Genomic DNA, 26,721 nt, shown 5'->3' on the forward strand with positions numbered 1-26,721 from the left:
GCCGTATGGCCAAATGGGAATACGCGACTGTGCCGCTTCTGGTGCACGCGACGAAGCAGATTCTGGACACCTGGGGCGAGGACGGCTGGGAGCTCGTCCAGGTCGTGCCGGGACCGAACAACCCCGAGCAGCTGGTGGCGTACCTCAAGCGCGAGAAGTCCGCATGAGCGGGGTCGTCGAGGCGCGGCTGACCGAGCTGGGGCTGACGCTGCCCGCAGTCGTGCCGCCGCTGGCCTCGTACCAGCCGGCCGTGCAGTCCGGGGTGTACGTGTACACGGCGGGCCAGCTCCCGATGGTGGAGGGCAAGCTGCCGCTGGTCGGGAAGGTCGGCGCGGAGGTCACGGCGGAGGACGCCCACGACCTCGCGCGGACCTGCGCGCTGAACGCGCTGGCCGCGGTGAAGTCGGTCGTCGGTGACCTGGACCGCATCGAGCGCGTCGTGAAGGTGGTCGGATTCGTGGCCTCGGCCCCGGACTTCACCGGCCAGCCGGGCGTGCTGAACGGCGCGAGCGAGCTGCTGGGCGAGGTGCTCGGCGACCGCGGGGTGCACGCGCGGAGCGCGGTGGGCGTCGCGGTGCTTCCGCTGGACGCACCGGTCGAGGTGGAGATCCAGGTCGAGCTGCGGGCGTAGGGGCGGGCGGGGCTGGGGCAGGCGCCCCGTCCCGCACTCTCCGACGGGACCGACGGACGGGCGTTCCTGACGTCCCGTTCTTCCCGACGGGCACGGTTCCGGGCGTCCGCCCTTCCTGACGCTCTCCGGGGCGGCCCGGTCCGGCGCCCCTCTCGAACATCACGGCGGGAGCGGCTAGCCTCCGCCCATGTCCAATGGTCAGTGGTACCCGCCGGAATGGCCCGACCGCATCCGCGCCCTGGCATCCGGCGAGCTCACCGCCGTGGAACCCCGCCGGGCCGCCACCGTCATGCTCCTGCGGGACGGGCGGGCGGACACAGCGGCGGACGGGCGCCCCGCCGTGCACATGCTCCGCAGACGTACCTCCATGGCCTTCGCGGGTGGCGCCTACGCCTACCCCGGCGGCGGCGTGGACCCCCGCGACGACGACCGGCCGGTCGGCTGGGCCGGGCCCGCCCGCGAGGAGTGGGGCACACGGCTCGGGGTCGACGCGGCCTCGGCCCAGGCCATCGTCTGCGCGGCCGTCCGCGAGACGTACGAGGAGGCGGGCGTGCTCCTCGCCGGGGAGACCGGCACCACCGTGGTCGGCGACCTCTCCGGCGACGACTGGGAGGCCGACCGCGCGGCGCTCGTCGCCCGCGATCTCTCCTTCGCGGACTTCCTGGACCGCCGCGGGCTGGTGCTGCGCTCCGATCTGCTGGGCGCGTGGGCGCGCTGGATCACGCCGGAGTTCGAGCCGAAGCGGTACGACACCTGGTTCTTCGTGGCCGCGCTGCCCGCCGGGCAGCGGACGCGCAACGCCTCCACCGAGGCGGACCGCACGGTGTGGATCCGGCCCGCGGAGGCTGCCGGCCGGTACGACAAGGGGGAGCTGCTGATGATGCCCCCGACGATCTCGACCCTCCGCTCCCTGCAGCCGTACGCGACCGTGGCCGAGGCGCTGGCGGGCGCGGCCACGCAGGACCTCACGCCGGTACTGGCGCGGGCGCGCCTGGACGCCGGTGAGCTGGTGCTGAGCTGGCCGGGCCATGATGAGTTCACCCGCCGGCTGCCGGCGTCGGGAGCCCCGCAGTGACGGCGCGGTCCTCGTGACGACATTCCCCGGGACGGCCGGGACCCCGATGGCCGGGACCCCGGCAGCAGGAGCCCGGACGGCAAGGCGGCCGAAGGCAACGGCCCGTACGACAGGAGCCCCCGCGTGAGCGACGCAGCAGCCCTCCCCGGCCAGCCGAGGGGCGGTGTCCTGTCCGGGCCGGCCACTCCCCGCGCGGTCAACGTCCTCGCGCCCAACGCCTCCGCGATGACCCTCGACGGCACGAACACCTGGATCGTCTCCGAGCCGGACTCGGACCTGGCCGTCGTCATCGACCCCGGTCCGCTCGACGACGTACATCTGCGGGCCGTGATCGCCGCCGCCGAGAGCTCGGGGAAGCGGGTCGCGCTGACCCTGCTGACTCACGGGCACCCGGACCACGCCGAGGGTGCGGCACGGTTCGCCGAGCTGACGCGTACGGACGTACGGGCGCTGGACCCCGCGCTGCGGCTCGGCGACGAGGGGCTCGGCACGGGGGACGTCATCACCACCGGCGGCCTGGAGCTGTGGGTCGTACCGACGCCCGGCCACACCGCGGACTCGCTCTGCTTCCACCTCCCGGCCGACCGGGCGGTCCTGACCGGTGACACGGTCCTCGGCCGCGGTACGACCGTGGTCGCGCACCCGGACGGGCGGCTCGGCGACTACCTGGACTCGCTGCGGCGGCTGCGCTCGCTGACGGTGGACGACGGGGTGCGGACGGTGCTGCCGGGCCACGGGCCGGTACTGGAGGACGCGCAGGGCGCCATCGACTTCTACCTCGCGCACCGCGCCCACCGGCTCGCCCAGGTGGAGACGGCCGTCGAGAACGGCCTCACGACGGCGCCGGAGGTCGTGGCGCAGGTGTACGCGGACGTCGACCGCTCACTGTGGCCCGCGGCGGAACTCTCGGTGCGGGCACAGCTGGAGTACCTGCGGGAGCACGGGCTGATCTGAGCACGCGAAGGGGGCGCCCCGCCGACCGGCAGGACGCCCCCTTCACAGCTGTACGGGCAGGAGCTAGCGGGACCGCTTGGCGAGGCGCTCCACGTCCAGCAGGATCACCGCACGGGCCTCCAGGCGCAGCCAGCCGCGTCCCGCGAAGTCCGCCAGGGCCTTGTTGACCGTCTCGCGGGAGGCGCCGACCAGCTGGGCCAGCTCCTCCTGGGTGAGGTCGTGAACGACGTGGATGCCCTCCTCCGACTGCACACCGAAGCGGCGCGACAGGTCGAGGAGCGCACGGGCGACCCGGCCGGGTACGTCCGAGAAGACCAGGTCGGACATCTGGTCGTTGGTCTTGCGCAGGCGGCGGGCGACGGCACGCAGCAGGGCCGTGGCCACCTCGGGGCGGACGTTCAGCCAGGGCTGGAGGTCGCCGTGGCCCAGACCGAGGAGCTTCACCTCGGTGAGCGCGGACGCCGTGGCCGTACGGGGGCCCGGGTCGAAGAGGGACAGCTCTCCGATGAGCTCGCCGGGGCCGAGCACCGCCAGCATGTTCTCGCGGCCGTCGGGGGAGGTGCGGTGCAGCTTCACCTTGCCCTCGGTGACCACATAGAGGCGGTCGCCGGGGTCGCCCTCGTGGAAGAGGGCGTCGCCACGGGCGAGCGTCACCTCACTCATCGAGGCGCGCAGCTCAGCGGCCTGCTCGTCATCGAGCGCCGCGAAGAGCGGGGCGCGCCGCAGAACGTCGTCCACGAGTTCTCTCCTTGTCGACCTGCTCAGGGGACCGGCTGGACCCCATCATGCCGGACGGGTAAATCAGTGTGATCAGTCACAAGTTTGACGCACCGGGGTCCAGGCTTGTGCGGGAGGGGGCCGATTGGGTTGGTGATTGGCTGTGACCGGGGTGGATGTCGGTGCCGGGCTCTAGGCTGGCCGGGTGTCCAAATCGCCGGTGAGAGCACGGGACAAGGGGGCTGAACGGGTGTCGGCGAGTCACGATTCAGCTGTGGGCGAACAGACGCCCACCCGGGCGAAAGAGGCCGCGAAAGTGACGAAACCGGTGAAGGGGGCTGTAGTGAAGAAGGCCGCGGCGAGGAAGCCCGCAGCGAAGGACGCGACCGCGCCCGACGGACCCGCGAAGGCGACCGCGCCCAAGAAGGCGACCGCGCCCGACAGACCCGCGAAGGCGACCGTGCCCGCCAAGCCGCCGGCGGCGTCCGCCGAGCCCGCCGCGTCCGTGAAACCCGTCAAGATCCCCAGGCCGGAGTCGCACGCCGCCCTGGTCCGCCGGGCGCGCCGGATCAACCGGGAGCTGGCCGAGGTCTACCCGTACGCCCACCCCGAGCTCGACTTCGAGAACCCGTTCGAACTGCTCGTCGCCACGGTCCTCTCCGCCCAGACCACCGACCTGCGCGTCAATCAGACGACCCCTGCCCTCTTCGCGAAGTACCCGACCCCCGAGGACATGGCGGCTGCGGACCCCGAGGAGCTGGAGCAGATCCTGCGGCCGACCGGGTTCTTCCGGGCCAAGGCCAGATCGGTCCTCGGGCTCTCCGCCGCCCTCCGGGACGACTTCGGCGGTGAGGTGCCGGGCCGGATAGAGGATCTCGTGAAGCTGCCCGGCGTCGGGCGGAAGACGGCAAATGTCGTACTTGGTAACGCTTTTGGGGTTCCTGGCATCACTGTGGACACCCACTTCGGCCGACTGGTGCGCCGCTGGAAGTGGACCGAGCAGGAGGACCCGGTGAAGGTCGAGGCGGAGGTCTGCGCGCTCTTCCCCAAGAGCGACTGGACGATGCTCTCGCACCGGGTCGTCTTCCATGGCCGCCGCATCTGCCACGCCCGCAAACCGGCTTGCGGAGCCTGCCCGATCGCCCCGCTCTGCCCGTCGTACGGCGAGGGCGAGACCGACCCGGAGAAGGCGCAGAAGCTCCTGAAGTACGAGAAGGGCGGGCGGCCCGGCCAGCGGCTGAAGCCCCCGGCGGACTACCCGGGGCAGCCCGCTCCTCCGATGGGGGCCGGGTGACAGCAGGGCGGAACGATCAGACCGGCCGCGGTCGTTGGGAGAAGCGGGGGTGCCGATGACGCGCGCGGGAGAGACCCACACCGGCCGGGCCCAGGAGGGCCCGGTCGCCGTGACGGACAGCGGGCTGCCCGGATGGCTGGCGCCCGTGGCACGGGCGGCCGGGACGGTGCGGCCCGAGCAGCTCAGCAGTTTCCTGCCCCCGGAGAGCGGCAGCGGGCGGCAGTCCGCCGTGCTGATCCTCTTCGGCGAGGGCAGCTCCGGGCCCGAGCTGCTGCTGATGGAGCGGGCGACCAGTCTGCGTTCGCACGCGGGACAGCCGTCCTTCCCGGGCGGCTCCCTGGACCCCGGGGACGGCGATCCGCAGACGACGGGTCCCCTGCGGGCGGCGCTGCGCGAGGCCGAGGAGGAGACCGGGCTCGACCCCGCGGGTGTGCAGCTCTTCGGTGTGCTGCCCCGGCTCTACATCCCGGTGAGCGCGTTCGTCGTGACGCCCGTCCTCGGCTGGTGGCGCGAGCCCAGTCCGGTACGGGCGGTGGACAGCGGGGAGACCGCCCGGGTCTTCACGGTTCCGGTGGCCGATCTCACTGACCCCGCCAACCGGTTCACGACGGTCCACCCGAGCGGCCACCGGGGCCCCGCGTTCCTGGTCGAATCCGCTCTGGTCTGGGGTTTCACCGCAGGAGTGATCGACAGAATTCTGCACTTCGCGGGCTGGGAGCGGTCGTGGGACCGCACGAAGCAGGTCCCGCTCGACTGGCGCGCATGACAGGCTGGCCGACGTACTGGGCCACTTGGGCGCCGTACTGGGCCACTCGGGCGACGCTGCGATCCGCAGCGACCCCCCGAGCGGCCGGACCACCGGCCGGAGGGCCGTGACCGGCAACGAAATGCGAGGCTCCCGACGGTGAACGTGCTGGACATCCTGCTGCTGCTGGCCGCTGTGTGGTTCGCGGTCATCGGCTACCGCCAGGGTTTCGTCGTCGGCATCCTGTCCGTGACCGGTTTCATCGGCGGTGGTGTCGTCGCCGTCTACGTGCTTCCGCTGATCTGGGACCGGGTCACCGACAAGTCCGAGGTGTCCACGGGCGCCACCGTCGTCGCGGTCGTCATCGTGATCGTGTGCGCCTCGGTCGGCCAGGCCTTCACCACCCATCTCGGCAACAGACTCCGCCGCTTCATCACCTGGTCACCGGCGCGTGCCCTCGACGCCACCGGCGGCGCACTGGTCAACGTACTGGCCATGCTGCTGGTGGCCTGGCTGATCGGATCGGCCCTCGCCGGTACGACACTGCCCACCCTCGGCAAGGAGGTCCGCACCTCCAAGGTGCTCCTCGGGGTGTCCCGGGTGATGCCGGACCAGGCCGGCACCTGGTTCGCCGACTTCACCTCGGCGCTCGCCCAGAACGGCTTCCCGCAGGTCTTCAGCCCGTTCGCCAACGAGCCGATCACCGAGGTCAAGCCGCCCGACCCGGCGCTCGCCGACAGTCCGGTCGTGGAGCGCGCCAAGAAGTCGATCGTCAAGGTCGTCGGCACGGCGACGGGATGCAGCAAGGTCCTGGAGGGCTCGGGCTTCGTCTTCGGCAACCGCAGGGTGATGACCAACGCCCATGTGGTCGGCGGTGTCACCGAGCCGACCGTGCAGATCGGCGGCGAGGGCAAGCTGTACGACGCGAAGGTCGTGCTCTACGACTGGTCGCGTGACATCGCCGTACTGGACGTGCCGGACCTGAGGGCGCCCGCGCTCACGTTCACCGGCACCGACCAGGCCGCGCACAGCGGTGACAGCGCGATCGTCGCGGGCTTCCCCGAGAACGGTGCGTACGACGTCCGCTCCGCCCGGGTCCGCGGCCGGATCAACGCCAACGGCCCGGACATCTACCACCGCGGGAAGGTCACCCGCGATGTCTACTCCCTCTACACGACGGTCCGCCAGGGCAACTCCGGCGGCCCGCTGCTGACCCCGAACGGCAAGGTGTACGGCGTGGTCTTCGCGAAATCGCTCGACGACAGCAACACCGGCTACGCGCTCTCGGCCGACGAGATCCGTCAGGACATCGCCAAGGGGCTCAGCGCCAACCAGCAGGTCGACACCCAGGGATGCGCGCTGTGAGGCTCACGATTCTCGGCGGCGGCGGATTCCGCGTACCGCTCGTGTACGGCGCGCTGCTGCGCGACCACGCCCCCGGCCGGGTCACCGGGGTCACCCTGCACGACCTGGACCCGGCCCGGCTGACCGCCGTCGCGCGGGTCCTCGCCGACCAGGCGGCGGGTGTGCCGGACGCGCCGGAGGTCCGTACCACCACCGACCTCGACGAGGCGCTGCGCGGGGCCGACTTCGTGTTCTCGGCGATCCGGGTCGGCGGGCTCGCGGGCCGGGCGGCCGACGAACGGGTGGCGCTGGCCGAGGGCGTGCTGGGCCAGGAGACCGTGGGTGCGGGCGGCATCGCGTACGGACTGCGTACGGTCCCGGTCGCCGTCGACATCGCCCGGCGGGTGGCCCGGATCGCCCCCGAAGCCTGGGTCATCAACTTCACCAACCCGGCCGGACTGGTCACCGAGGCGATGGCGGCCCATCTCGGCCGCCGGGTCATCGGCATCTGCGACTCGCCGGTCGGACTCGGCCGCCGGGTCGCCCGGACCCTCGGCGCGGACCCCGACCTGGCGCGGTTCGACTACGTGGGGCTGAACCACCTGGGCTGGCTGCGCGGTCTGTACGTCGGCGAGCAGGACCTGCTGCCCGGACTCTTCGACGACGAGCGGCTGCTGACCTCCTTCGAGGAGGGCAGGCTCTTCGGCGCGGACTGGCTGCGTTCGATCCGGTCCGTCCCCAACGAATACCTGCACTACTACTACTTCAACCGCGAGACGGTCGCCGCGTACCAGCAGGCCGAGCAGACCCGCGGCGCCTTCCTCCGCGACCAGCAGGCGCGGTTCTACGACGAGATGGCGCATCCCGCGACGCCCGCCCTGGCGGCCTGGGACCGTACCCGCGCCGAGCGCGAAGCCACGTACATGGCGGAGAACCGCGAGGCGGCGGGTGCCGGCGAACGGGCCGCGGACGACCTGGAGTCGGGCGGGTACGAGAATGTCGCGCTGGCCCTGATGCGGGCCATCGCGCGGAGCGAGAGCACCACGCTCATCCTCAATGTGCCCAACGCGGGCACGCTCGGCGTGCTCGACGGGACGGCCGTCATCGAGGTCCCGTGCCGGGTCGACGCGGACGGTCCGCACCCGCTGCCCGTATCGCAGCTGACCGGCCACGAGGCCGGTCTGGTGACCGCCGTGAAGGCAGTCGAGCGCTGCGTACTGGAAGCGGCGGAGAGCGGGTCGACGCGGGCGGCGGTGCGGGCGTTCGCCCTGCATCCGCTGGTCGATTCCGTGAATGTCGCGAGGAGACTGCTCGACGGCTACCGGGGTGTGCACCCGGGCCTCGGCTACCTCACGGGGCGCTGAGCCTCGGAGCCGGTCCGGTCAATCACGGCCGGGAATGGCGGAGCCGCGCGGAGACCCAGCGGGCCCGACGGCGGAGGATACGCGGAATGCCGAGGCGGGGATCATGCTCGCGGTCGGGGGTGCCGTCCCTCTCGTAGGTGCTCAGGCCCGTGGCCGAGCGGCGGTTGCTTGCTGCGTCACCGTAGTCGTGCGTCCAGCCCATACCCCCACGTTTGCCCGTGCCTCATGGTCGGTAATCGCGTCCCATGGGGCCAATTGGCCTATGCGCCAGGCATTTGGCTGTTCGTAGGACAGGCGTTCCCGTCCGGCCACCGGACATGCCGGAACGGGGCTCACCGGTCACGCCGGAACCGGGCTCACCGGTCGGGTTCGGGGTCCTTCAACCAGTTGATGAGTTCTGTGGAGAACGCCACCGGGTCCTCCTCCTGCGGGAAGTGCCCCAGGCCGTCGAACAGCCGCCAGCGGTACGGCGCTTCGACGTACTGCCCCGACCCCGCCGCACTGCGGGTACGCATCACCGGATCCAGCGAGCCGTGCAGATGCAGCGTCGGTACCCGCACCGGACGTTTCATCCTGCGGTTGAACTGGATCCCGTCCGGCCGTGCCAGCGACCGAACCATCCAGCGGTACGGCTCGATCGCGCAGTGCGCCGTCGAGGGGATCGACATCGCCCGCCGGTACATCTCCACCGCGTTGTCGTCGGGACGCGCGGGCCCCGACCACTCGCACACCAGTCGGCCCACCAACGCCGCGTCGTCGGCGACGAGCTGACGCTCGGGCACCCACGGGCGCTGGAAACCCCAGACGTACGAACCCGCGCGGGACTGCGAGAAGTCGGACAGCATCGCCGAGCGCCAGCGCCGTGGATGCGGCATCGAGGAGACCACGAGCCGGCGCACCAGCTTGGGCCGCATCACGGCCGCCGTCCAGGCCAGGTACCCGCCCAGGTCGTGCCCGACGAGCGCGGCGTCCGGCTCGCCGAGGGACCGGATCACGCCGGTGATGTCGAGGGCCAGATTGGCGGGGTCGTAACCCCGGGGCGTACGGTCACTGCCGCCCACCCCCCGCAGATCCATGGCGACGGCCCGGAACCCGGCGTCGGCGAGCGCGGTCAGCTGATGCCGCCAGGTCCACCAGAACTGCGGGAAACCGTGCAGCAGCAGCACCAGCGGCCCGTCACCCGCCTCCGTGATGTGGAAGCGCGCGCCATTGGCCGCGACATCGCGGTGGGTCCAGGGCCCGTCGATACGTACGACGGAACCCGATTCGGCAGAAGCGGTCATGCAGACGAGCGTGCCACAGCCGCAGCCTTGTCGGTGACCGCCGCAGGGGCGTTCGAGGACGCGCGTTCGACGGCCGGGCGGGGGTGGGGGCGGACGCCCTGGATCACGGCGGCCGTCTCCTTGACGGACGCGGCGACCTTCTGCGGGCCCTTCGCCTTCTTCGCCTTCTTGGCGAAAACGACCCCGATCAGTGCGAGTACCGCGGCCACCAGCACATTCGCGGCGAAGGACAGCACGAAGCAGATCGCCAAGTTCCAGTGGCTCCAGGTGCGGATGCCGTAGGCGAGGGCGAAGCTCAGCATCGGCAGGGAGAAGAGCAGCACGGTGCCTGCCGCCGCGAACGCCCCGCCGCCGATCGCGCCGCGCTTGACGTCCTGGCGCAGCTCGGCCTTGGCCAGGGCGATTTCGTCGTGCACGAGCGAGGACATCTCGGCGGTGGCCGATGCGACCAGTTGACCGAGACTGCGGTCGGCGGTGCCAGCAGGGCTGCTGGGGTGGCTCATTGCTGAATCCCTCTTCTCATCTGCGGGCGCTCGTACACCTCGCGCCGGTCGGGCTGGCCGTCGTCGGTTTCTGCAGGACCTGACTTCAGATCATGCCGGACGGTCGTCGTCCGCGCTTGCTGCCCCCGCCCGTTCGGCGAGACGACGGTGCTCGGCCGCCTTCCCCTCAAGGATCGCAGCCATACGCAGATGGTGCTCGGCGCTGTCCTCCTCGTAGATGTCGGGGATGCCGTCGTGGTCCTCGTCGCGTTCCTCCTCCTCGCACAGGAAGCGGTATCTGCGGTCGCGCACCTTGAGCAGGACCGAGGAGAGCACGGCGGCGATCACCGAGCCCAGCAGTACGGACGCCTTGACCTCACCGGTCATCGAGCTGTCTCCGGTGAAGGCGAGTTCGCCGATGAGGAGCGAGACGGTGAAGCCGATCCCGGCGAGTGAGGCCACGGCGAAGACGTCGGCCCAGGCCAGGTCCTTGTTGAGCTCGGCCCTGGTGAAGCGGGCCGTCAGCCACGTACCGCCGAAGATGCCGACCGCCTTGCCGACGACGAGGCCCAGCACGACGCCGAGCGTCTCCGGACGGGTGAACACATCGGTGAGCGCACGGCCCGATACGGAGACCCCGGCCGAGAACAGCGCGAAGAGCGGTACGGCGAGGCCCGCCGACAACGGCCGGACCAGATGCTCGATGTGCTCACCGGGGGAGTACGGCTCGCCCTCGCGGCGGGTGCAGCGGAGCATCAGGCCCATGGCGACTCCGGCGATCGTGGCGTGCACGCCGCTGTGGTACATCAGCGCCCAGACGACCAGGGCGAGCGGGACGTAGATGTACCAGCCGTGTACGTCCAGCCGCAGCAGCAGCCAGAAGACGGCCAGCGCGAGCACGGCGCCGCCGAGCGCCACGAAGTTGATGTCGCTGGTGAAGAAGACCGCGATGATGAGGATGGCGAACAGGTCGTCCACGACGGCGAGCGTGAGCAGGAAGGCCCGCAGCGCGGACGGCAGTGAGGTCCCGATGACCGCGAGGACGGCCAGGGCGAACGCGATGTCGGTGGCGGTGGGCACCGCCCAGCCGTCCAGCGAACCGTTGCCGATGACATTGACCAGGGTGTACACCAGGGCCGGTACGGCCATCCCGCAGAGCGCCGCGACGACGGGCAGCGCGGCGGCCTTCGGGTCGCGCAGTTCACCTGCGACCAGTTCGCGCTTGAGCTCGATGCCCGCGACGAAGAAGAAGACAGCGATCAGCCCGTCGGCGGCCCAGTGCGTGACGGACAGGTGCAGGCCGAGGGTGGCGGGGCCCAGATGGAAGTCGCTGACCGAGGCGTAGCTGCCCTTCAGCGGGGTGTTCGCCCAGATCAGTGCGGCGATGGCGGCGACGAGAAGAATCAGGCCGCCGACGGTCTCGGTGCGCAGCGCGTCGGTGAGGAAGGTCCGCTCGGGGAACGGGAGCCGCCCCAGGAAGGTCTGCCTGCCGCGGGAGCGGGACTGCGCGGGCGGTTGGGGATTCGGCTTCGGCTTCGGGGCGGGCGCGGCCACGAGGGGACCTCCGGTCGGGTGGGCAGCACAGAACACATGCCGACCAGACTTCCCGGCGCACCCTTTTGCTTACTGAATTACCTGTGGAACACCCTACCCGGCGCACCAGGGAGCATGCGGTGATCGTCACCTTACGGACAGAACGGGCGCACGGCGCGCTGCAGATGACCAGCCGGGTGGCCGTCGTACACGCAGAACGCCGACCGGGCACCTGGGGTCCGGTCGGCGTTCGCTGTCAGCTGTCAGCTGTCAGCTGTCAGTTCTCAGCTGTTCAGTTCTCGGTTCTCGGTGGGGCTGATCCGGTGTCAGTCCTCGCTGGAAGTGCTCGGCAGCTTGGTCTGGATCAGGTCCATCACCGAGGAGTCGGTGAGCGTGGTGACGTCGCCCAGCTCGCGGTTCTCCGCGACATCGCGCAGCAGCCGCCGCATGATCTTCCCGGACCGGGTCTTGGGCAGCTCCGCCACGGGCAGTACCCGCTTCGGCTTGGCGATCGGGCCGAGCACCGCGCCCACGTGGTTGCGCAGCTCCGCGGAGAGGTCCGCCGACTCCGACGCCGACCCCCGCAATATCACGAAGGCAACGATGGCCTGACCGGTCGTCTCGTCCGCCGCGCCCACGACCGCCGCTTCGGCGACCGACGGGTGCGAGACGAGCGCCGACTCGACCTCGGTCGTCGAGATGTTGTGCCCGGATACCAGCATCACGTCGTCGACCCGGCCGAGCAGCCAGATGTCGCCGTCCTCGTCCTTCTTCGCGCCGTCACCCGCGAAGTACTTGCCCTCGAAACGTGACCAGTAGGTGTCGATGAAGCGCTGATCGTCGCCCCAGATCGTACGGAGCATCGAGGGCCACGGCTCGGTCAGCACCAGGTAGCCGCCACCGCCGTTCGGTACTTCGTTGGCCTCGTCGTCGACGACGGTCGCGGAGATCCCCGGCAGCCCGCGCTGCGCCGACCCCGGCTTCGTCGCCGTGACACCCGGCAGTGGCGAAATCATCATCGCGCCGGTCTCGGTCTGCCACCAGGTGTCCACGATCGGGCACTTGTCGGCGCCGATGTTCTTGCGGTACCACATCCACGCCTCGGGGTTGATGGGCTCACCGACCGAACCCAGCACGCGCAGCGACGACAGGTCGAACTTGGCGGGGATGTCGTCCCCCCACTTCATGAACGTACGGATCGCGGTCGGCGCCGTGTAGAGGATCGAGACGCCGTACTTCTGGACGATCTCCCAGAACCGGCCCTGGTGGGGGGTGTCCGGCGTGCCTTCGTAGATCACCTGGGTCGCGCCGTTGGCCAGCGGGCCGTACGTGATGTACGAGTGGCCGGTCACCCAGCCGATGTCGGCCGTGCACCAGTAGACGTCCGTCTCCGGCTTGAGGTCGAAGACGGCGTGGTGGGTGTACGCGGCCTGGGTGAGGTAGCCGCCGGAGGTGTGCAGGATGCCCTTCGGCTTACCCGTCGTACCGGAGGTGTACAGGATGAACAGCGGCTGCTCCGCGCCGAAGGCCTCGGGGGTGTGCTCGGTGGACCGGCTCCCCACGAACTCGTCCCACCAGAGGTCCCGGCCCTCGGTCCACGCGGTGTCCTGGCCGGTGCGCCGCACCACGAGCACGTGCTCGACCTGCGGGCACTGGGTGACGGCCTCGTCGATCGCGGGCTTGAGCGCGGACGGCTTGCCCCGCCGGTAGCCGCCGTCGGCGGTGATGACCAGCTTGGCGTCGGCGTCCTGGATGCGGGAGGCCACGGCGTCGGCAGAGAAACCGCCGAAGACCACCGAGTGCGCCGCGCCGATCCGGGCGCAGGCGAGCATCGCGACGACGGCCTCGGCGATCATCGGCAGGTAGATGGCGACCCGGTCGCCCTTGGCGACGCCCAGTTCTATGAGGGCGTTCGCGGCCTGCGACACCTCGTCCTTGAGCTGCGCGTACGTGATGGAGCGGCTGTCGCCGGGCTCGCCCTCGAAGTGGATGGCGACGCGGTCGCCGTTGCCGGCCTCGACGTGTCGGTCCACGCAGTTGTACGCGACATTCAGCTCACCGTCGGCGAACCACTTCGCGAACGGTGGGTTCGACCAGTCGAGCGTCTCGGTGGGCTCGGTGGACCAGCTCAGCCGCCGGGCCTGCTCCGCCCAGAAGCCCAGCCGGTCTGCCGCTGCCTGCTCGTACGCCGCCGCGGTGACGTTGGCGTTCGCGGCCAGCTCGGTGGGCGGCGTGAAGCGCCGCTCCTCCTTGAGCAGATTGGCCAAGCTTTCGTTGCTCACGAGATCGCCCTTTCGACAAAGCCTTATGTCCCAGGTCATAGCTCATCAGCCCACGAGCCACTCTGACAAGGGCTAACCGTAAGAAATTGGTTTAGACCTGTGTCCCGTGCTCCGGCCGTGCTCCTTCCGTCTGGCTGCCGGGCGTGGGCGGATCACTCGGATACGAACGGTCAGACCGGAGCCACCTGGGCGAAGACCCCGTCCCGCTCATGAGGGTCGGCGAGCAGATACGCCTGGGCCTCGCCGACGTGGAAGTACATGCCGTGCAGTTCCAGCTCGCCCTCCGCGAGCCGTCTCGCCACCGATGCGTGCGCGCGCACATGCTCCAGCTGCTGGATCACGTTGGTCAGGCAGAGCTGCTCCACGGCATCGGCAGGCATCCGCCCGGAGATCCGGGCCCAGGAGTGATGGCGGCTCAGCATCCGGTCCAGGCTGGGCTGCCCGTGCCGCAACCACCGCCGCAGCGGGGTCTGTGGGGCGTCCGGCGGACTGTCCGGTGGGCCGTTCAGCAGCGCCGTCATCGCCCCGCAGCCGGAATGCCCGCATACGGTGATCGAGTCGACGCGCAGGATGTCGACGGCGTACTCGATCGCCGCCGCCACCGAGTCGTCCGAGCTGTCCGTGCCCGGCAGCGGTACCAAATTGCCCACATTGCGCACGGTGAACAAATCGCCGGGACCGCTCGACGTGATCATGCTGGTGACCAGCCGGGAGTCGGCGCAGGTGAGAAAGAGCTGCGAGGGCCGCTGCCCCTCGCGGGCGAGTCGCGCCAGCTCGCCCCGTACCAACGGGGCCGTATGACGCTGGAACGAGCTGAGCCCGCTGACCAGTTGACGGCTCCCGGGCCGATGGGGCAGGGGCTCCTCCCCACGGAACGCGCCCGCTGCCCCAGCCTCGGTTCCTGGCCGGACCGCGACCTCTGTACAGGGAGTAGAGCGCGGGACCTCCGGGTCCGGCACGATTCCTGTGCCGGGTGCAACGTCACCAGGTACACCCTCCCTGCCGGCGAAGGCCGTCGTGCGGGCAGTGGTCGTCGGGTCCGTAGTGCTGTCTGCGGGCGTACCCGTGTCCGCCCCCGTACGGAGGCAGGCGACCTCGGAGGTGGGGCCGGAGGGGGTCGCCGGTGGGCCCGGATCCCCTGCCGGTTCCGCTGCCGAATCCCTTGCCGGATCCGCTGTGCCGGGTGCGGGCGCGGGCGCGGGCATGGGCACGGCTACGGGCAGCGTGCCGCGGTCGGTGCAGTGGTGATTGCGCCAAGGGGTCCAGGGGCGGCAACAGGTGTGTACGGCGGACTCGGGCTCGGCGATCCGGGCCCCGGCCCGGCCCGTGACCTCGACCTGGCCACCCTGGGCCGCATGAGCCTCCTGCCAGTGCTGGAGGGTCTCGTACGCGGCATGGTCCATGAACGAGCCGTCCAACTCCACGACGGCATACGCCCCCGGTGGCACCTGCCCCAGCGTCCGGCTCAGCTTGGGGACGGCCAGAAACGTCAATTGGCCACGCGCCCGCAGCCGGTGGACACCGTCCTGCTCCGCCAGCGTGATCCGGGTTCTGGACAGGCGGTGCAGTGCCACGCCGACCGCGACCGCGATCCCGATCGCCACTCCCTGTATCACCCCGAAACACAGGACACCGCCCACGGTGGCCCCGTACACCGGGAACTCCCGGTGCTTGTGAACGTTGCGAATGTGCGCGTAACTCACCATCTGGAGGCCGACGGCCATCACGAGTGCGGCCAGGGCGGCGAGGGGCAGCCACTCCAGGACGGCGGCGAGCAGCCCGGCGGCGAGCAGCATCCACACCCCGTGCAACACGGTGGAGGCGCGTCCGGTCGCCCCGGCCCGTACGTTTGCCGCGCCACGCACTGCTCCGCCCGACACCGGCAGCCCGCCGAGCAGCCCCGACACCGCGTTCGCGATGCCCTGCCCGCGCAACTCCCGGTCGAGACCGGTCCGCTCGACGGCCGGGCCAGGGCGGTCCGCCGCCAGTTTGTCCACGGCCACTGCGGAGAGCAACGACTCCAGGCCGGCCACCAGCGTCACCGTGAACACCGCGCCGAGCAGCCCGAGCACCGGGCCGTGCGGCACCTCGGGCAGCGCATGCGTGCGCCAGGACGGCAGGTCGACGCGGGTGATGCCTGGTGCGGCGACGGCAGCGACCGCGGTGGCGACGGCGACCGAGGCGAGCGCGGCCGGGACTCTGCCCAACACCCGGCCGGTGCGGCCGGGGATTCGTGACCACAGCACCAGTACGGCGATGGTGAGCGCACCGATCAGCGGCGCGGCCGGGCCGACGCGGCTCAACTGTCCGGGTAGAGCAAGCGCGTTGGCGACGGCCGAGCTCTGAGGTGTGCCGCCGAGCACGATGTGGAGTTGGGCGAGAGCGATGGCGACGCCGATCCCGGCGAGCGTGCCGTGCACGATGGCCGGAGAGACGGCGAGCGCGCCGCGCGCGGCGCGCAGCGACCCCAGGGCCAGTTGGAGCAGACCCGCTCCCACGGTGATGGCGCAGGTGGTGCGCCAGCCGTAGACCTGGATGAGCTCTGCGGTCACCACGGTCAGACCGGCCGACGGACCGCTGACCTGGAGTGCGGAGCCACCGAGCAGTCCCGCGACGATGCCGCCGACGGCTGCGGCCAGCAGCCCGGCTTCGAGCGGAGCGCCGATGGCGACGGCGAGCCCCAGGGACATCGGGACGGCGATCAAGAAGACCGTGATCGAGGCGGACAGGTCGGCGGCCGCGATCCGGAAGCGGGGGCGGCGGCCGTCTCCACCGGCTGGCGGGCTGTGCGGCCGTTGAAAGAGGGAGGTGTCCGGGGTGCCGGCAGCTGCTCCGGTGGACGTACCGGTGGATGTGTCAGTGAATCTGTGGGCGGATGAGGCCGAAGGGGTGTGATCGGTGCGGGCGGGTACGCAGGCGGACATGGATCTCGTCTCCTCCGGGGCAGCGCGGTCGCGGAATATGCGGAACGGCGAAACAGCGGGTCAAGGGGACGCGGCCGTGGAGCACGGCCTGCAGTAGCGGGGATCATCAACGCTCGGTAAATAGATGGTAATCCAGAGTAAAGACCAAGTCTGGACATTTCGCCTAAATGGTCGAGCGGTTCACCCGATTCGGTGACTGTGTCGCTCAGCGATGCGACAGTATGAAGAATTGAGAGTGGGGTGCATGACCTCCCCCACGCGAAGAATCATCCTCTGCGCCGTCACCGCCGCTCTGGTCGCAGGAGCCGCCGGCTGCGCAGACATCGACGGTTCAGTGCCCAGGACCACGAAGCAGGGCGCGGCCGCCACGAAGCGCAACGCCCCGGCAGAAGCGCCCGAGTCCGCCGTCCGCCTCATCGGCGACGGCTCCACCGCGTACACCGGCGTCCAGCCCCATGTGTCCGTGCCCCACCGTCTGAAACCGGGTCAGAAGCCGCCGCAGTTCGTGGTCTTCTCCTGGGACGGAGCCGGAGAGGACAGCCAGAAGCTCTTCTCGCATTTCCGTGCCGTGGGAAAGAAGTACGACGCGACCATGACGTACTTCCTCAGCGGCGTGTACATGCTGCCGGGGGCGAAGAAGGAGCAGTACGACCCGCCCCAGCACGTGGCGGGCAGCTCGGACATCGGGTTCAACGACGCCGAGGGAATCCGTGACACCGTCACCCAGCTCCGCGGCGCCTGGCTGGACGGGAACGAGATCGGCACCCACTTCAACGGCCACTTCTGCGGACCAGACGGTGGAGTCGGCACCTGGTCGGTCCCCGAGTGGAAGAGCGAGATCACGCAGGCCAAGGCCATGGTGAAGCACTGGCGGACCAACACCGGTCTCACCGGCCTGCCACCCCTGCCCTTCGACTACGACAAGGAACTGGCGGGCGGCCGTTCCCCCTGCCTTGAGGGCCAGCACAATCTGCTGTCCGCCGCCCGTGAGATGGGTTTCCGCTACGACGCGAGCGGCAACGGCCTGCAGGTCTGGCCCAAGCGGCGCGAAGGTGTGTGGGACATCCCGCTGCAGGAAGTCCCGGTGCCGGGGCGGGCGTTCGAGACTCTCTCGATGGACTACAACTTCATGTTCAACCAGTCGCGGACCGTGCACGGCGACCCCGCCATGTACACGTACTGGGGCGATCAGATGCGAGACGGACTGCTGAAGGCGTTCGACCGTTCGTACAACGGAAACCGTGCCCCGCTGATCATGGGCAACCACTTCGAGTCCTGGAACGGCGGTACGTACATGCGGGCCGTCGAGCAGACGATCGCCGCCGTCTGCACCAGGCCGGAAGTGCGGTGTGTGCCGTTCAAACAGCTGGTCAACTGGCTGGAGGCACAGGACCCGAAGACCGTCGGAAAGCTACAGGGGCTGGCTGTCGGCGAGGCGCCGAAGGAAGGCTGGGCGGCCTATCTGTCCCCCCAGCCTTCCGGGGCCGCTCCCGGACGCGGGGTCAAGAAGCAGGGCTGATCTCGGCGTAACGTTCACTGAGGACAAAGGCGGGGTCGACCTGTGAAGCCAGGTCGGCGCCCGTCTTCTCGTTCCCCCAACTTTCCGCGTTCTTCAGGTGGAAGTGCACCATCTGGCGGGTGTAGCGCTCCCAGTCGCGGTGTGCGTAGCTGTCCTCCGCGGCGTCCTGAAGCGACTGGAGGGCCAGCCGGTTCTCCGCTTCGAGCATCTCGAAGCGCGGGGGGCGGCCCTTCTCCATCGCGCGGACCCAGTCGGAGTGGCCCACGGTGACCAGCAGGTCGTCGCCGACCTCGGCGCGCAGGAACTCCAGGTCGTCCTGGTCCCGCACCTTGTTGCCGACGACCTTGAGGGCGACGCCGAAGTCGCGGGCGTACTCCTTGTACTGCCGGTAGACCGAGACACCCTTGCGGGTCGGTTCGGCCACCAGGAACGTCATGTCGAACCGGGTGAACATGCCGGAAGCGAAGGAATCCGAACCGGCCGTCATGTCGACGACGACGAACTCCTCCGGCCCGTCGACCAGATGGTTGAGGCAGAGTTCCACCGCGCCGACCTTGGAGTGGTAGCACGCCACTCCAAGGTCCGACTCGGTGAACGGCCCGGTCGCCATCAGCTGGATCCCGCCGTCGTCCAGCGTGACCGGGCGGGCGCAGGCGTCGAACACCGGATTGTCCTCACGGATCCGGAGCAGCCGCGAGCCCTCGCCGGGCGGAGTGGTTTTGATCATCGTCTCTGCCGAGGCGATACGCGGATTGGAGCCGCGCAGATACTCCTTGATGAGCGGGAGGTGCGCTCCCATCGCGGGCAGCGCGGCGGACTCCGCTTCGTCGAGCCCGAGTGCGGCGCCCAGGTGTTGGTTGATGTCGGCGTCCACGGCGAGGACGGGTGCTTCATTGGCGGTCAGGTGGCGGATGAAGAGAGAGGACAGCGTGGTCTTGCCGCTGCCGCCCTTCCCTACGAAAGCGATCTTCATGTTCACAAAGGGTAGCGGGGCGACTGCGGTGTGTGGGTGTCGGAAGTGAAGAAGACCACTCCAAGGTGGGGTGTCTGCCGTGGACGCGTAGCCTCGCTTCCTATGACTGCGTTCTCCCGGAAGGCGTCCGCCGGAGCCCCGGCGACTCCCCCAGATCACTCAGATCCCCTTGCCGCACTGGGCCAGCTGCCGGGTGTCGGCGATGCTGTGGACTCCGTGCGCAAAGCGGTGGACCGGGTCTACGGTCACCGCGTCATGCGACGGCGCAGCACCGAGGTCACGGCGGAGGCCGCGCTGCGCGCGTCGCGCGGTTCGGCCGCGCTGGCGGGGGCGGACTGGGCGCTGGAGGAAGTGCGCCGACGTACCGACTTCAGTGGTGATCCTGAAGCCCGTACGGTCGGTGCGGCCCTGCGGCTGTCCGCCGAAGCGGGTCAGCTGCTGTCCGTCTGGCGCCAGTCGCCGCTGCGGGTGCTGGCCCGGCTGCACCTGGTGGCTGCGGCTGATTCCGGTGATGCGGTCGGCCGGCCGCGGTTGGCGGGAGAGACGGCGGACGAGCCGTTGATCGAGCTTCCGCTGCCCGGTGCCGACGAGGTGGCGGCGCGACTCGACGGGCTTTCGCAGCTGGTCATCGCGGGCAGTGCGGCTCCCGCGCTGGTGACGGCGGCGGTGGTGCACGGCGAACTGATAGCGCTGCGGCCGTTCGGTTCGTACAACGGTCTGGTCGCCAGGGCGGCCGAGCGGGTCGTGCTGATCAACAGCGGACTCGATCCCAAATCCATCTGCCCGGCCGAGGTCGGTCACGCGGAGCTGGGGCGGGCGGCCTACGTCGCGGCTCTGGACGGCTACGCGTCAGGTACGCCGGAAGGCATGGCCGCGTGGATCGCGCACTGTGGCCGCGCGGTGGAGCTGGGTGTACGGGAATCGACGGCCGTCTGCGAGGCCCTCCAGCGCGGAGCGGCCTGACCGGAGCCCCGGGACTGCCGGACGGGCAGACAAAGGCGGCGGTACCGATCGGTACCGCCGCTGGCATGTCTGCCGGGTTACCAAGCGTCCTCGAATATTGCCCATCAGGCCGGGAACTTGGCCCGTTGCCTGGTGCGGCTGGCCCGTAATCGACGGGTCGACGTCGCGTGGGTGCTCAGCTTCCATGCTCGGTCCGTGGGGCCTGCATGCGGTTTCAGGTGATCCTCTCGGATGTCCTTGGTCTCGCGGGCCGTTGACTCCTTTGTACTCCTGTCGTGGGGTGAGCGGAAGCCCTTACCTCAGTTCTTTACTTTTTCTGATCAAACCGGGGCAAAGGGGTCGCCTCGACGACCGGCCCGGCTGCCCCTGTTGACGTACCAGACCAGACCGGCCGTGGCCGCCGCCGCTCCGACCGCGGCAGCCGCGACCAGGGCGGGCCTGGGGGGCATCCGCAGTGCGGGCAGTCGCTGCTTCAGCCGGACCGGCCGATTGAAGACGAGAACCGGCCACTCCCGTGCGACCGCCTCGCGACGAAGCGCCCGGTCCGGATTGACCGCATAAGGGTGGCCGACCGATTCGAGCATCGGCACATCGGTCGCTGAATCGCTGTACGCGTAACAGCGCGCCAGGTCGTACCCCTCGGAAGCCGCCAGTTCCTTGACGGCCTCGGCCTTGGTGGGCCCGTACGCGTAGTACTCCACCTCTCCGGTGAAGCAGCCGTCCGCGCCGACGACCATGCGAGTGGCGACCACCCGGTCGGCGCCGAGAAGCTCGCCGATCGGCTCGACGACCTCTGCTCCGGAGGTGGAGACGATCACTACGTCGCGGCCTGCGGTGTGGTGTTCCTCGATGAGGGATGCGGCTTCGTCGTAAATGATCGGGTCGATCAGATCGTGCAGGGTCTCGGCGACGATCTCCCTTACCTGCTGGACGTTCCAGCCCTTGCAGAGCGCGGAGAGGTACTCGCGCATCCGCTCCATCTGGTCATGATCGGCACCGCCTGCGAGGAAGACGAACTGGGCATATGCGGTACGCAGCACGGCGCGGCGGTTGATCAGGCCGCCTTGATAGAACGACTTGCTGAAGGTCAGCGTCGATGACTTGGCGATGACTGTCTTGTCGAGGTCAAAGAAGGCAGCGGTACGAGGCGAGGAGTGGTTTTCCACAACTCAGAGCATAGGTGCCCGCCATTCGGCTTACGCGGCGGCGCGTGGGTTTGCCTGAGAAGGCTCTCGGGTACACCATGGAAGTCACGGATCGTTCGCGACCGTGTTATCCCCGTCCGGCTCCTCCCCCCCCCGAGTCGGACGTGGGGACGACCCCAGCTCTCCCCCCCGGCTGGGGTCGTCGCATGTCCGGACACGTTTTCGGTTGAGCCCTCCGGCTCCCCAGCTGTTCGGTGTTCATCTCCGGCCCTCTCCCTTGCTCGGCTGCAACGGCCTTGCACCAGAGATACGCGTCACGCTGTGTAGTGGTTGCACTCCTCTCCGGAAGTCACCGATAAGAGTGGCGGAGATATTCACAACCGGTGAGTTGCCCACAGTTTTGAAGCAAGATCCACTCAATTTCCCGGATCCCTGCACGGTGATTCCCAACGCGAAGTCGGCGGCTTGTCCGATGCGGCTTCGCGGCTCGTAGGAATCACTCTGAGAGGGGGCGGAAGAACGTGGCTGGATCCAGCACACCCGACCGGCTGCCGGTCGCCGGGCAGCGACGGGGCGGACCGCTGATTGTCACCGAGGACGCGGCGCTGCTCGACGATCTGCTGCGGCTGTGCGCTGCGGCGGGGGCCGAGCCGGAGGTTCATCACGGCGTGCCCGACCGCAAGGGCAGCTGGGAGAGTGCACCACTGATCCTCGTCGGGGACGATGCGGCGGCCCGTGTCCGGGGGAGCGCCAGGAGGGCGGGCGTGTACCTCGTCGGGAAGGACCAGGACGATCCTGCCGTCTGGCAGCGTGCCGTCGAGATCGGCGCCGACCATGTACTGCGCCTGCCCGACGCCGAGGGCTGGCTCGTCGAGCGCATTGCCGATGTGTCCGAAGGGGTCGGACAGCAGGCGCTGACCGTCGGGGTGATCGGTGGGCGGGGCGGGGCCGGGGCATCGACCCTGGCATGTGCGCTGGCGCTCACCGCGGCCCGGAGCGGACAGCGCACCGTGCTCATCGACGGCGACCCACTGGGCGGTGGGCTCGATGTGTTGCTCGGTGGCGAGCACACGGCGGGCAGACGGTGGCCGGATTTCGCCCGTTCGAAAGGGCGGGTCGGAGGGAGCGCACTGGAGGAATCCCTTCCGGAACTGCATGGGCTGAAGGTCCTCAGCTGGGACAGGTCCGATGCGGTGGTGATCGCGCCCGAGGCGATGCGGGCCGTGCTGGCTGCAGCGCGCCGGGGAGGAGGCGTAGTCGTCGTCGATCTGCCCCGGCGGGTGGACGAGGGGGCTGCCGAGGCCCTGGCCCAGCTCGATCTCGGGCTGCTGGTGGTGCCGGGGGAGCTCCGGGCCGTCGCGGCGGCGGCGAGAGTGGCCTCGATGGCGGGCATGGTTCTCCAGGATCTGCGAGCGGTGGTGCGGGGGCCGTACGCATCCGGTCTGGACGGCGAATGGGTGGCTCGGGCACTGGATCTCCCCCTCGTGGGTGAACTGCCCGTGGAGGAAGGGCTGCTCGAAGCACAGACCGGCGGCACGCCGCCGGGCAGCCGGACGCGGGGGCCGCTGGCCAAGTTCTGTACCGCGTTCTGGGAGCAGGCGCTGGCCGGGGGAGGTGTCTCATGAACGCGCTGGCTACTTCCGGCGGAACGCAGTTCGCGGGAGGCTCCCCGCCCCTCCTCGACGCCGTGCGGCAGCGGCTCGCGGAGAGCGGCGCGGAACCGACCCCCGCTCGGGTGGCAGCGGCGCTGCGCGCCCAGGGGCGCCTGCTCGGAGACACCGAAGTGCTGGGGGCGGCGGAGGAGTTGCGCTCGGAGCTGGTGGGTTCGGGGCGGCTGGAGGCTCTGCTCGCCGATCCCGCGGTGACCGATGTGCTGGTGGCCGCTCCTGACCGGGTGTGGGTGGACCGTGGATGCGGACTCGAACTGACAGATGTCGTCTTCCCCGACACCGCCGCGGTGCGCAGGCTGGCGCAACGGCTCGCGGCGGTGGCAGGACGGCGGCTCGACGACGCCCGGCCATGGGTGGACGCGCGATTGCCTGACGGGACACGGATGCATGCGGTGCTGGAGCCGGTGGCCGTCGGATCGACCTGCCTCTCGCTGCGGGTGGTGCGGCCGAAGGCCTTCGCACTGGAGGAACTGGTGGCGGCGGGCACGGTCCCGCCGGGCGGCGACCAGGTGCTGCGGGCGCTGATCGACGCCCGGCTGTCCTTTCTGGTCAGCGGTGGGACCGGGACGGGAAAGACGACGCTTCTGTCGTCCCTACTGGGGTTGGTGGGGCCTGCTGAGCGGATTGTGCTGGCCGAGGACTCCTCGGAACTGCGGCCCGAACATCCGCACGTGGTGCGGTTGGAGTCCCGGCCGCCGAACCAGGAGGGTGCGGGCCGGGTGACTCTGCAGGACCTGGTGCGCCAGGCCCTGCGGATGCGTCCCGACCGGCTGGTGGTGGGTGAGGTGCGAGGGGCGGAGGTCACTGAACTGCTGGCCGCGCTGAACACCGGACACGAAGGTGGCTGCGGGACGGTTCATGCCAATGCCGCCGTGGATGTACCGGCGCGTCTTGAGGCTCTGGGGACGGCCGCGGGGCTCGACCGGGCAGCACTGCACAGCCAGTTGGCTGCTGCGCTGGCAGTGGTGGTGCATCTTGTCCGGGACCGGGGCGGGCGGCGCAGAGTCGCCGAGATGCATGTGCTGGAGCGGGACCCGGCAGGTCTGGTGGTGACCGTGCCCGCGCTGCGCTGGGGCATGGAGGGCTTTACCCAAGGGCCGGGCTGGGCCCGGCTGCGGTCGATGATCGGGGGTGGGCCGTGAGTTCCCCGGCCTCCCTGGCGGTGCTCTTCACATGCGCCGCACTGTGGCTGCTGCTGGCGGCACAGGAGCGCGGGCTGCGCAGGGGACGGCTGCTTTTTGCGGGCAGTGCAGAGGCGCGCGCACCGCTGTGGGCAGGCTCGCTGTGGAGAAGGATGCGCGGTCGGCTGAGGCGCGAGTGGCTCTGTCTGCCGGTGGCCGGGGTGATCGCCGTCCTGGGCAGTTCGGTGCTGCCGCTCCTGGCGGGGGTCCTGGCGATCCCGCTGCTGGGACGGCGATTGCGGGCCGCAGCACAGGCACGGGAGCGGTTGCGGCGGACCGATGCGGTGATTGCGATGTGCGGGTCTGTCGCCGGTGAGCTGAGGGCTGGGAGGCAGCCGGGGGAGGCGCTACTGGCTGCCGGCCGGGGGGCGGGGGCTCTGGGCGGGGCAGAGGCCGCGGTGCTGGCGGCAGCGAGGTTCGGCGGCGATGTGCCCGAAGCGTTACGCCGGGCGGCGCGGGAGCCCGGAGCCGGCGGCTTGGTCGGAGTGGCGGCTTGCTGGCGGGTGTCGGTGGACGGTGGCGCGGGGCTGGCGACCGGACTCGACGGCCTGGAAGGGGCGCTGCGAGCCGAACGGGACCAACGGGCCGACCTGCGGGCCGAGCTGGCCGGTGCGCGCTCGACGGTGCTGGTCCTCGCGCTGCTCCCGATCGGCGGCCTGCTCCTTGGAACCGCGCTCGGAGCCGACCCGCTGTGGACTTTGCTGCACACCCCCGCAGGGCTCTGCTGTCTGCTGGCGGGCGGAGTGCTGGAAGGCGCGGGAATCTTCTGGGCCGGGCGGATCGTGCGGGCCGGGGAGGACGCATGACCGGCGGTGCGGCGACAGGTTCCGCCCTGGCCGTCGATGTTGTCCACAGCCTGGGGGTGGCGCTGTGTGCGGTGGCAGCTGTCCGGCTTGCCTTTGTCTGCGTCGAGCGGAGACATGAACGCCGGTCGCGCCGACGGGCAGCCGCGCTGCTGCCCGTGGAGTCAGGTCCACCGCGGAAACGGCCGGAGTACGGGGCGTGGGCCGGCCGCTGGGGCGGACCGCTGGGTGCGGTTGCCGTCGGGTGCGTACTGGTCGGCGGATGGACAGGCTTCGGGGTCGGTCTTGCTGCGGGGTACGGGGTGCGGCGCTGGCAGCAAAGTCGGACACCGTCCGGGCCCGACGACGCCCTGGTGAAGGCGGTGACACGGGAACTGCCGCTTGCCGCCGAGTTGCTGACGGCATGCATCTTGTCCGGTGCGGGGCCTCGGGAGGCTGCGGAGGCGGTCGGGGAATCCCTGGGGGGCCCGGTCGGTGATGCGTTGGCCCGGACAGCGGCAGAACTGCGACTCGGTGGCGAACCGGTGGCGGCCTGGGGGCGGTTCGGCTCGATACCGGGAGCAGCCGGTCTGGCCCGCTGTCTGGAGCGGGCCGCGTCGACCGGCGCCCCGGCCGCCGATCCGGTGGCCCGGCTCGCGGCGGGGCTCCGGGCCCAACGGGCCAGAGCCGCCAAGGACCGGGCGGGACGCGCCGGGGTACTGATCACCGGACCGGTGGGTCTCTGCTTCCTGCCCGCGTTTCTGGCAGTCGGAGTGGTGCCGGTGGTGATCGGACTGGCGAACCACCTGCTCATGGCGAACTGACCGATGCCAGGCGAGCCGGCCGAAGCCAGGAGCCCGAGGTCACGAGCCATGAGCCATGAGCCGAGGTCACGAGCCATGAGCCATGAGCCAACGAATGGTGCGCGTCGTGCGAGCGACACGAGCGCGCAAACAACGTGAACGAACACGGGGGTTGAGATGTGGAATGTACAGATCTTGCGGAACACGCTGAGTGCGCCGGGCGTGCTGCAGGTACGGAACTGGACGCGGGCACGGGTGCGCATGCTGAGGTGTGGGGCAGGCAGGGACGCAGGGATGTCCACGTCCGAGTACGCGGTGGGAACGATCGCGGCGTGTGCGTTCGCAGCCGTGCTCTACAAGGTGGTCACCAGTGGGCCGGTCGCCGCCGCACTGCAATCGGTGGTCGAGAAGGCGCTCAATGCGAAGTTCTGAGGCCGACAGGGGGTCGGTGTCGGCCGAGGCGGCCATGGTGATTCCGGCCCTGGTGCTCTTCACGATGGCGTTGGTCTGGGCCCTGACAGCGGCATCCGCGCAGATTCGGTGTGTGGACGCGGCGAGAGCGGGCGCACGTGCCGCCGCCAGGTCGGAGCCACAGACTGCCGCGCTGGCCGTGGCACGGTCGGCAGCCCCGCGCGGAGCGCGCATCACGCTGGGACGGTCGGGGGAGCTGTGGCAGGTCCGGGTGAGAGCTCCGATGCCGGGGCCGGATGCGCTCGCACTGACGCTGGAGGCGGACGCTGCGGCGCTTGCCGAGGACGAGGTGGGGGCAACCGGCGACGGCGGGGCGAAGGACAGCGGCGGGACGAAGCGCGAGGGAGGCACACCAGGGGTCAGGGACAGCGCGGGCAAACCCGGAGACGAGGGAGGCGAACCGGACAGCAAGGCGAATCCGTCGGAGCAGAGCGCGCGGGCCCGGGTACGGCCGCAGCGCACGCCGTGGGCCCCGGAGCAGGCTGGGGCGGGGCCTCCGGCCGTGCTGTGGGCGCGAACGTACTCCGGAGCGGGGGTGAGGAGGTGAGGCGGCTGTGCAGGGGCCCGTGCGGCGATCAGGGCTTCG

Annotated in this window: 25 protein-coding genes; 16 read left to right on the plus strand and 9 right to left on the minus strand. The window is 70.4% G+C overall.

Annotation, left to right across the window (positions count from 1 at the left end; translation table 11 throughout):
• Window positions 1-5 precede the first annotated feature (5 nt).
• From OG709_RS19845 to OG709_RS19860, 4 genes are all read left to right on the plus strand, one after another.
• On the plus strand, window positions 6-167 hold the full coding sequence (locus tag OG709_RS19845) for a DUF4177 domain-containing protein (protein WP_164258849.1): 162 nt from the start codon (window positions 6-8) through the stop codon (window positions 165-167).
• On the plus strand, window positions 164-631 hold the full coding sequence (locus OG709_RS19850) for a RidA family protein (RefSeq protein ID WP_250305538.1): 468 nt from the start codon (window positions 164-166) through the stop codon (window positions 629-631). The genes OG709_RS19845 and OG709_RS19850 overlap by 4 nt, the downstream gene beginning before the upstream one ends.
• Before the next feature lie 187 nt (window positions 632-818).
• On the plus strand, window positions 819-1,706 hold the full coding sequence (locus OG709_RS19855; RefSeq protein WP_250305537.1) for an NUDIX hydrolase: 888 nt from the start codon (window positions 819-821) through the stop codon (window positions 1,704-1,706).
• A gap of 123 nt (window positions 1,707-1,829) precedes the next feature.
• Complete coding sequence (locus tag OG709_RS19860) at window positions 1,830-2,660, plus strand: MBL fold metallo-hydrolase (protein WP_250305536.1); 831 nt, start codon at window positions 1,830-1,832, stop codon at window positions 2,658-2,660.
• Between the two features lie 63 nt (window positions 2,661-2,723).
• On the opposite strand, the gene OG709_RS19865 is transcribed toward OG709_RS19860, so the two are convergent.
• The gene (locus OG709_RS19865) at window positions 2,724-3,398 is read right to left on the minus strand and encodes a Crp/Fnr family transcriptional regulator (RefSeq protein ID WP_164258843.1); all 675 of its coding nucleotides are present in this window, start codon (window positions 3,396-3,398) and stop codon (window positions 2,724-2,726) included.
• A gap of 295 nt (window positions 3,399-3,693) precedes the next feature.
• Here OG709_RS19865 and nth point away from each other — a divergent pair, with 295 nt between their 5' ends.
• From nth to OG709_RS19885, 4 genes are all read left to right on the plus strand, one after another.
• Complete coding sequence (gene nth / locus OG709_RS19870; RefSeq protein WP_329167237.1) at window positions 3,694-4,671, plus strand: endonuclease III; 978 nt, start codon at window positions 3,694-3,696, stop codon at window positions 4,669-4,671.
• Between the two features lie 55 nt (window positions 4,672-4,726).
• Complete coding sequence (locus OG709_RS19875; protein WP_250305535.1) at window positions 4,727-5,437, plus strand: NUDIX hydrolase; 711 nt, start codon at window positions 4,727-4,729, stop codon at window positions 5,435-5,437.
• Between the two features lie 138 nt (window positions 5,438-5,575).
• A complete protein-coding gene (locus OG709_RS19880) occupies window positions 5,576-6,781 on the plus strand; it encodes a MarP family serine protease (protein ID WP_250305534.1) in 1,206 nt (401 codons plus the stop codon).
• Entirely contained in the window at window positions 6,778-8,124 is a 1,347-nt protein-coding gene (locus OG709_RS19885) for a 6-phospho-beta-glucosidase (protein ID WP_250305533.1), read from the plus strand. The genes OG709_RS19880 and OG709_RS19885 overlap by 4 nt, the downstream gene beginning before the upstream one ends.
• A 22-nt stretch (window positions 8,125-8,146) precedes the next feature.
• Here OG709_RS19885 and OG709_RS19890 read toward each other — a convergent pair whose 3' ends face one another.
• The 6 genes from OG709_RS19890 to OG709_RS19915 form a co-directional block, all read right to left on the minus strand.
• A complete protein-coding gene (locus OG709_RS19890) occupies window positions 8,147-8,326 on the minus strand; it encodes a hypothetical protein (RefSeq protein ID WP_250305532.1) in 180 nt (59 codons plus the stop codon).
• Between the two features lie 154 nt (window positions 8,327-8,480).
• The gene (locus OG709_RS19895) at window positions 8,481-9,407 is read right to left on the minus strand and encodes an alpha/beta fold hydrolase (protein WP_250305531.1); all 927 of its coding nucleotides are present in this window, start codon (window positions 9,405-9,407) and stop codon (window positions 8,481-8,483) included.
• Window positions 9,404-9,910, minus strand: coding sequence for a phage holin family protein (locus OG709_RS19900; protein WP_266641584.1), 507 nt, complete (start codon window positions 9,908-9,910; stop codon window positions 9,404-9,406). Before OG709_RS19900 ends, OG709_RS19895 begins: the two co-directional genes overlap by 4 nt.
• Window positions 9,911-10,000: 90 nt before the next feature.
• Window positions 10,001-11,443, minus strand: a complete 1,443-nt coding sequence (gene nhaA / locus OG709_RS19905; RefSeq protein ID WP_374211363.1) for a Na+/H+ antiporter NhaA — start codon at window positions 11,441-11,443, stop codon at window positions 10,001-10,003.
• Window positions 11,444-11,748: 305 nt separating this feature from the next.
• Window positions 11,749-13,743, minus strand: coding sequence for an acetate--CoA ligase (gene acs / locus OG709_RS19910; RefSeq protein WP_250305529.1), 1,995 nt, complete (start codon window positions 13,741-13,743; stop codon window positions 11,749-11,751).
• Window positions 13,744-13,874: 131 nt separating this feature from the next.
• The gene (locus OG709_RS19915) at window positions 13,875-16,628 is read right to left on the minus strand and encodes a SulP family inorganic anion transporter (protein ID WP_442815277.1); all 2,754 of its coding nucleotides are present in this window, start codon (window positions 16,626-16,628) and stop codon (window positions 13,875-13,877) included.
• Window positions 16,629-16,872: 244 nt separating this feature from the next.
• Between OG709_RS19915 and OG709_RS19920 the strand changes: the two genes are divergently transcribed.
• Window positions 16,873-18,147 carry a hypothetical protein gene (locus OG709_RS19920; RefSeq protein WP_266641580.1) on the plus strand — a complete coding sequence of 425 codons (1,275 nt, stop codon included), beginning with the start codon at window positions 16,873-16,875 and terminating at the stop codon, window positions 18,145-18,147.
• Here OG709_RS19920 and OG709_RS19925 read toward each other — a convergent pair.
• Complete coding sequence (locus tag OG709_RS19925) at window positions 18,131-19,120, minus strand: ATP-binding protein (protein ID WP_250305526.1); 990 nt, start codon at window positions 19,118-19,120, stop codon at window positions 18,131-18,133. The genes OG709_RS19920 and OG709_RS19925 overlap by 17 nt on opposite strands.
• Window positions 19,121-19,336: 216 nt before the next feature.
• Between OG709_RS19925 and OG709_RS19930 the strand changes: the two genes are divergently transcribed.
• Window positions 19,337-20,083 carry an oxidoreductase gene (locus tag OG709_RS19930; protein WP_329169150.1) on the plus strand — a complete coding sequence of 249 codons (747 nt, stop codon included), beginning with the start codon at window positions 19,337-19,339 and terminating at the stop codon, window positions 20,081-20,083.
• 320 nt (window positions 20,084-20,403) lie between these two features.
• On the opposite strand, the gene OG709_RS19935 is transcribed toward OG709_RS19930, so the two are convergent.
• Entirely contained in the window at window positions 20,404-21,249 is an 846-nt protein-coding gene (locus OG709_RS19935) for an HAD family hydrolase (RefSeq protein WP_250305525.1), read from the minus strand.
• Between the two features lie 500 nt (window positions 21,250-21,749).
• Here OG709_RS19935 and ssd point away from each other — a divergent pair, with 500 nt between their 5' ends.
• The 6 genes from ssd to OG709_RS19965 all read left to right on the plus strand — a co-directional run bounded on the left by ssd (window position 21,750) and on the right by OG709_RS19965 (window position 26,682).
• On the plus strand, window positions 21,750-22,853 hold the full coding sequence (ssd, locus tag OG709_RS19940; RefSeq protein WP_250305524.1) for a septum site-determining protein Ssd: 1,104 nt from the start codon (window positions 21,750-21,752) through the stop codon (window positions 22,851-22,853).
• Window positions 22,850-24,040 (plus strand): TadA family conjugal transfer-associated ATPase, encoded by a 1,191-nt coding sequence (locus OG709_RS19945; RefSeq protein ID WP_250305523.1) that lies wholly within the window; start codon window positions 22,850-22,852, stop codon window positions 24,038-24,040. Before ssd ends, OG709_RS19945 begins: the two co-directional genes overlap by 4 nt.
• Window positions 24,037-24,885 carry a type II secretion system F family protein gene (locus OG709_RS19950; protein ID WP_443068546.1) on the plus strand — a complete coding sequence of 283 codons (849 nt, stop codon included), beginning with the start codon at window positions 24,037-24,039 and terminating at the stop codon, window positions 24,883-24,885. Before OG709_RS19945 ends, OG709_RS19950 begins: the two co-directional genes overlap by 4 nt.
• A complete protein-coding gene (locus OG709_RS19955; RefSeq protein ID WP_329167245.1) occupies window positions 24,882-25,685 on the plus strand; it encodes a type II secretion system F family protein in 804 nt (267 codons plus the stop codon). The genes OG709_RS19950 and OG709_RS19955 overlap by 4 nt, the downstream gene beginning before the upstream one ends.
• 240 nt (window positions 25,686-25,925) lie before the next feature.
• Window positions 25,926-26,096 (plus strand): DUF4244 domain-containing protein, encoded by a 171-nt coding sequence (locus OG709_RS19960; protein WP_250305596.1) that lies wholly within the window; start codon window positions 25,926-25,928, stop codon window positions 26,094-26,096.
• The gene (locus OG709_RS19965; protein WP_329167247.1) at window positions 26,083-26,682 is read left to right on the plus strand and encodes a TadE family type IV pilus minor pilin; all 600 of its coding nucleotides are present in this window, start codon (window positions 26,083-26,085) and stop codon (window positions 26,680-26,682) included. The genes OG709_RS19960 and OG709_RS19965 overlap by 14 nt, the downstream gene beginning before the upstream one ends.
• Window positions 26,683-26,721 lie beyond the last annotated feature (39 nt).

Source organism: Streptomyces sp. NBC_01267 (assembly GCF_036241575.1).
Classification (GTDB): domain Bacteria; phylum Actinomycetota; class Actinomycetes; order Streptomycetales; family Streptomycetaceae; genus Streptomyces.

Coding starts and splice junctions, on each gene's coding strand:
- OG709_RS19845 (WP_164258849.1), top strand. CDS start 6: ATGGCCAAATGGGAATACGCGACTGTGCCGCTTCTGGTGCACGCGACG.
- OG709_RS19850 (WP_250305538.1), top strand. CDS start 164: ATGAGCGGGGTCGTCGAGGCGCGGCTGACCGAGCTGGGGCTGACGCTG.
- OG709_RS19855 (WP_250305537.1), top strand. CDS start 819: ATGTCCAATGGTCAGTGGTACCCGCCGGAATGGCCCGACCGCATCCGC.
- OG709_RS19875 (WP_250305535.1), top strand. CDS start 4,727: ATGACGCGCGCGGGAGAGACCCACACCGGCCGGGCCCAGGAGGGCCCG.
- OG709_RS19890 (WP_250305532.1), bottom strand. CDS start 8,326: ATGGGCTGGACGCACGACTACGGTGACGCAGCAAGCAACCGCCGCTCG.
- OG709_RS19895 (WP_250305531.1), bottom strand. CDS start 9,407: ATGACCGCTTCTGCCGAATCGGGTTCCGTCGTACGTATCGACGGGCCC.
- OG709_RS19900 (WP_266641584.1), bottom strand. CDS start 9,910: ATGAGCCACCCCAGCAGCCCTGCTGGCACCGCCGACCGCAGTCTCGGT.
- acs (WP_250305529.1), bottom strand. CDS start 13,743: ATGACCTGGGACATAAGGCTTTGTCGAAAGGGCGATCTCGTGAGCAAC.
- OG709_RS19915 (WP_442815277.1), bottom strand. CDS start 16,628: ATGTCCGCCTGCGTACCCGCCCGCACCGATCACACCCCTTCGGCCTCA.
- OG709_RS19920 (WP_266641580.1), top strand. CDS start 16,873: ATGACCTCCCCCACGCGAAGAATCATCCTCTGCGCCGTCACCGCCGCT.
- OG709_RS19925 (WP_250305526.1), bottom strand. CDS start 19,120: ATGAAGATCGCTTTCGTAGGGAAGGGCGGCAGCGGCAAGACCACGCTG.
- OG709_RS19945 (WP_250305523.1), top strand. CDS start 22,850: ATGAACGCGCTGGCTACTTCCGGCGGAACGCAGTTCGCGGGAGGCTCC.
- OG709_RS19955 (WP_329167245.1), top strand. CDS start 24,882: ATGACCGGCGGTGCGGCGACAGGTTCCGCCCTGGCCGTCGATGTTGTC.
- OG709_RS19960 (WP_250305596.1), top strand. CDS start 25,926: ATGCTGAGGTGTGGGGCAGGCAGGGACGCAGGGATGTCCACGTCCGAG.
- OG709_RS19965 (WP_329167247.1), top strand. CDS start 26,083: ATGCGAAGTTCTGAGGCCGACAGGGGGTCGGTGTCGGCCGAGGCGGCC.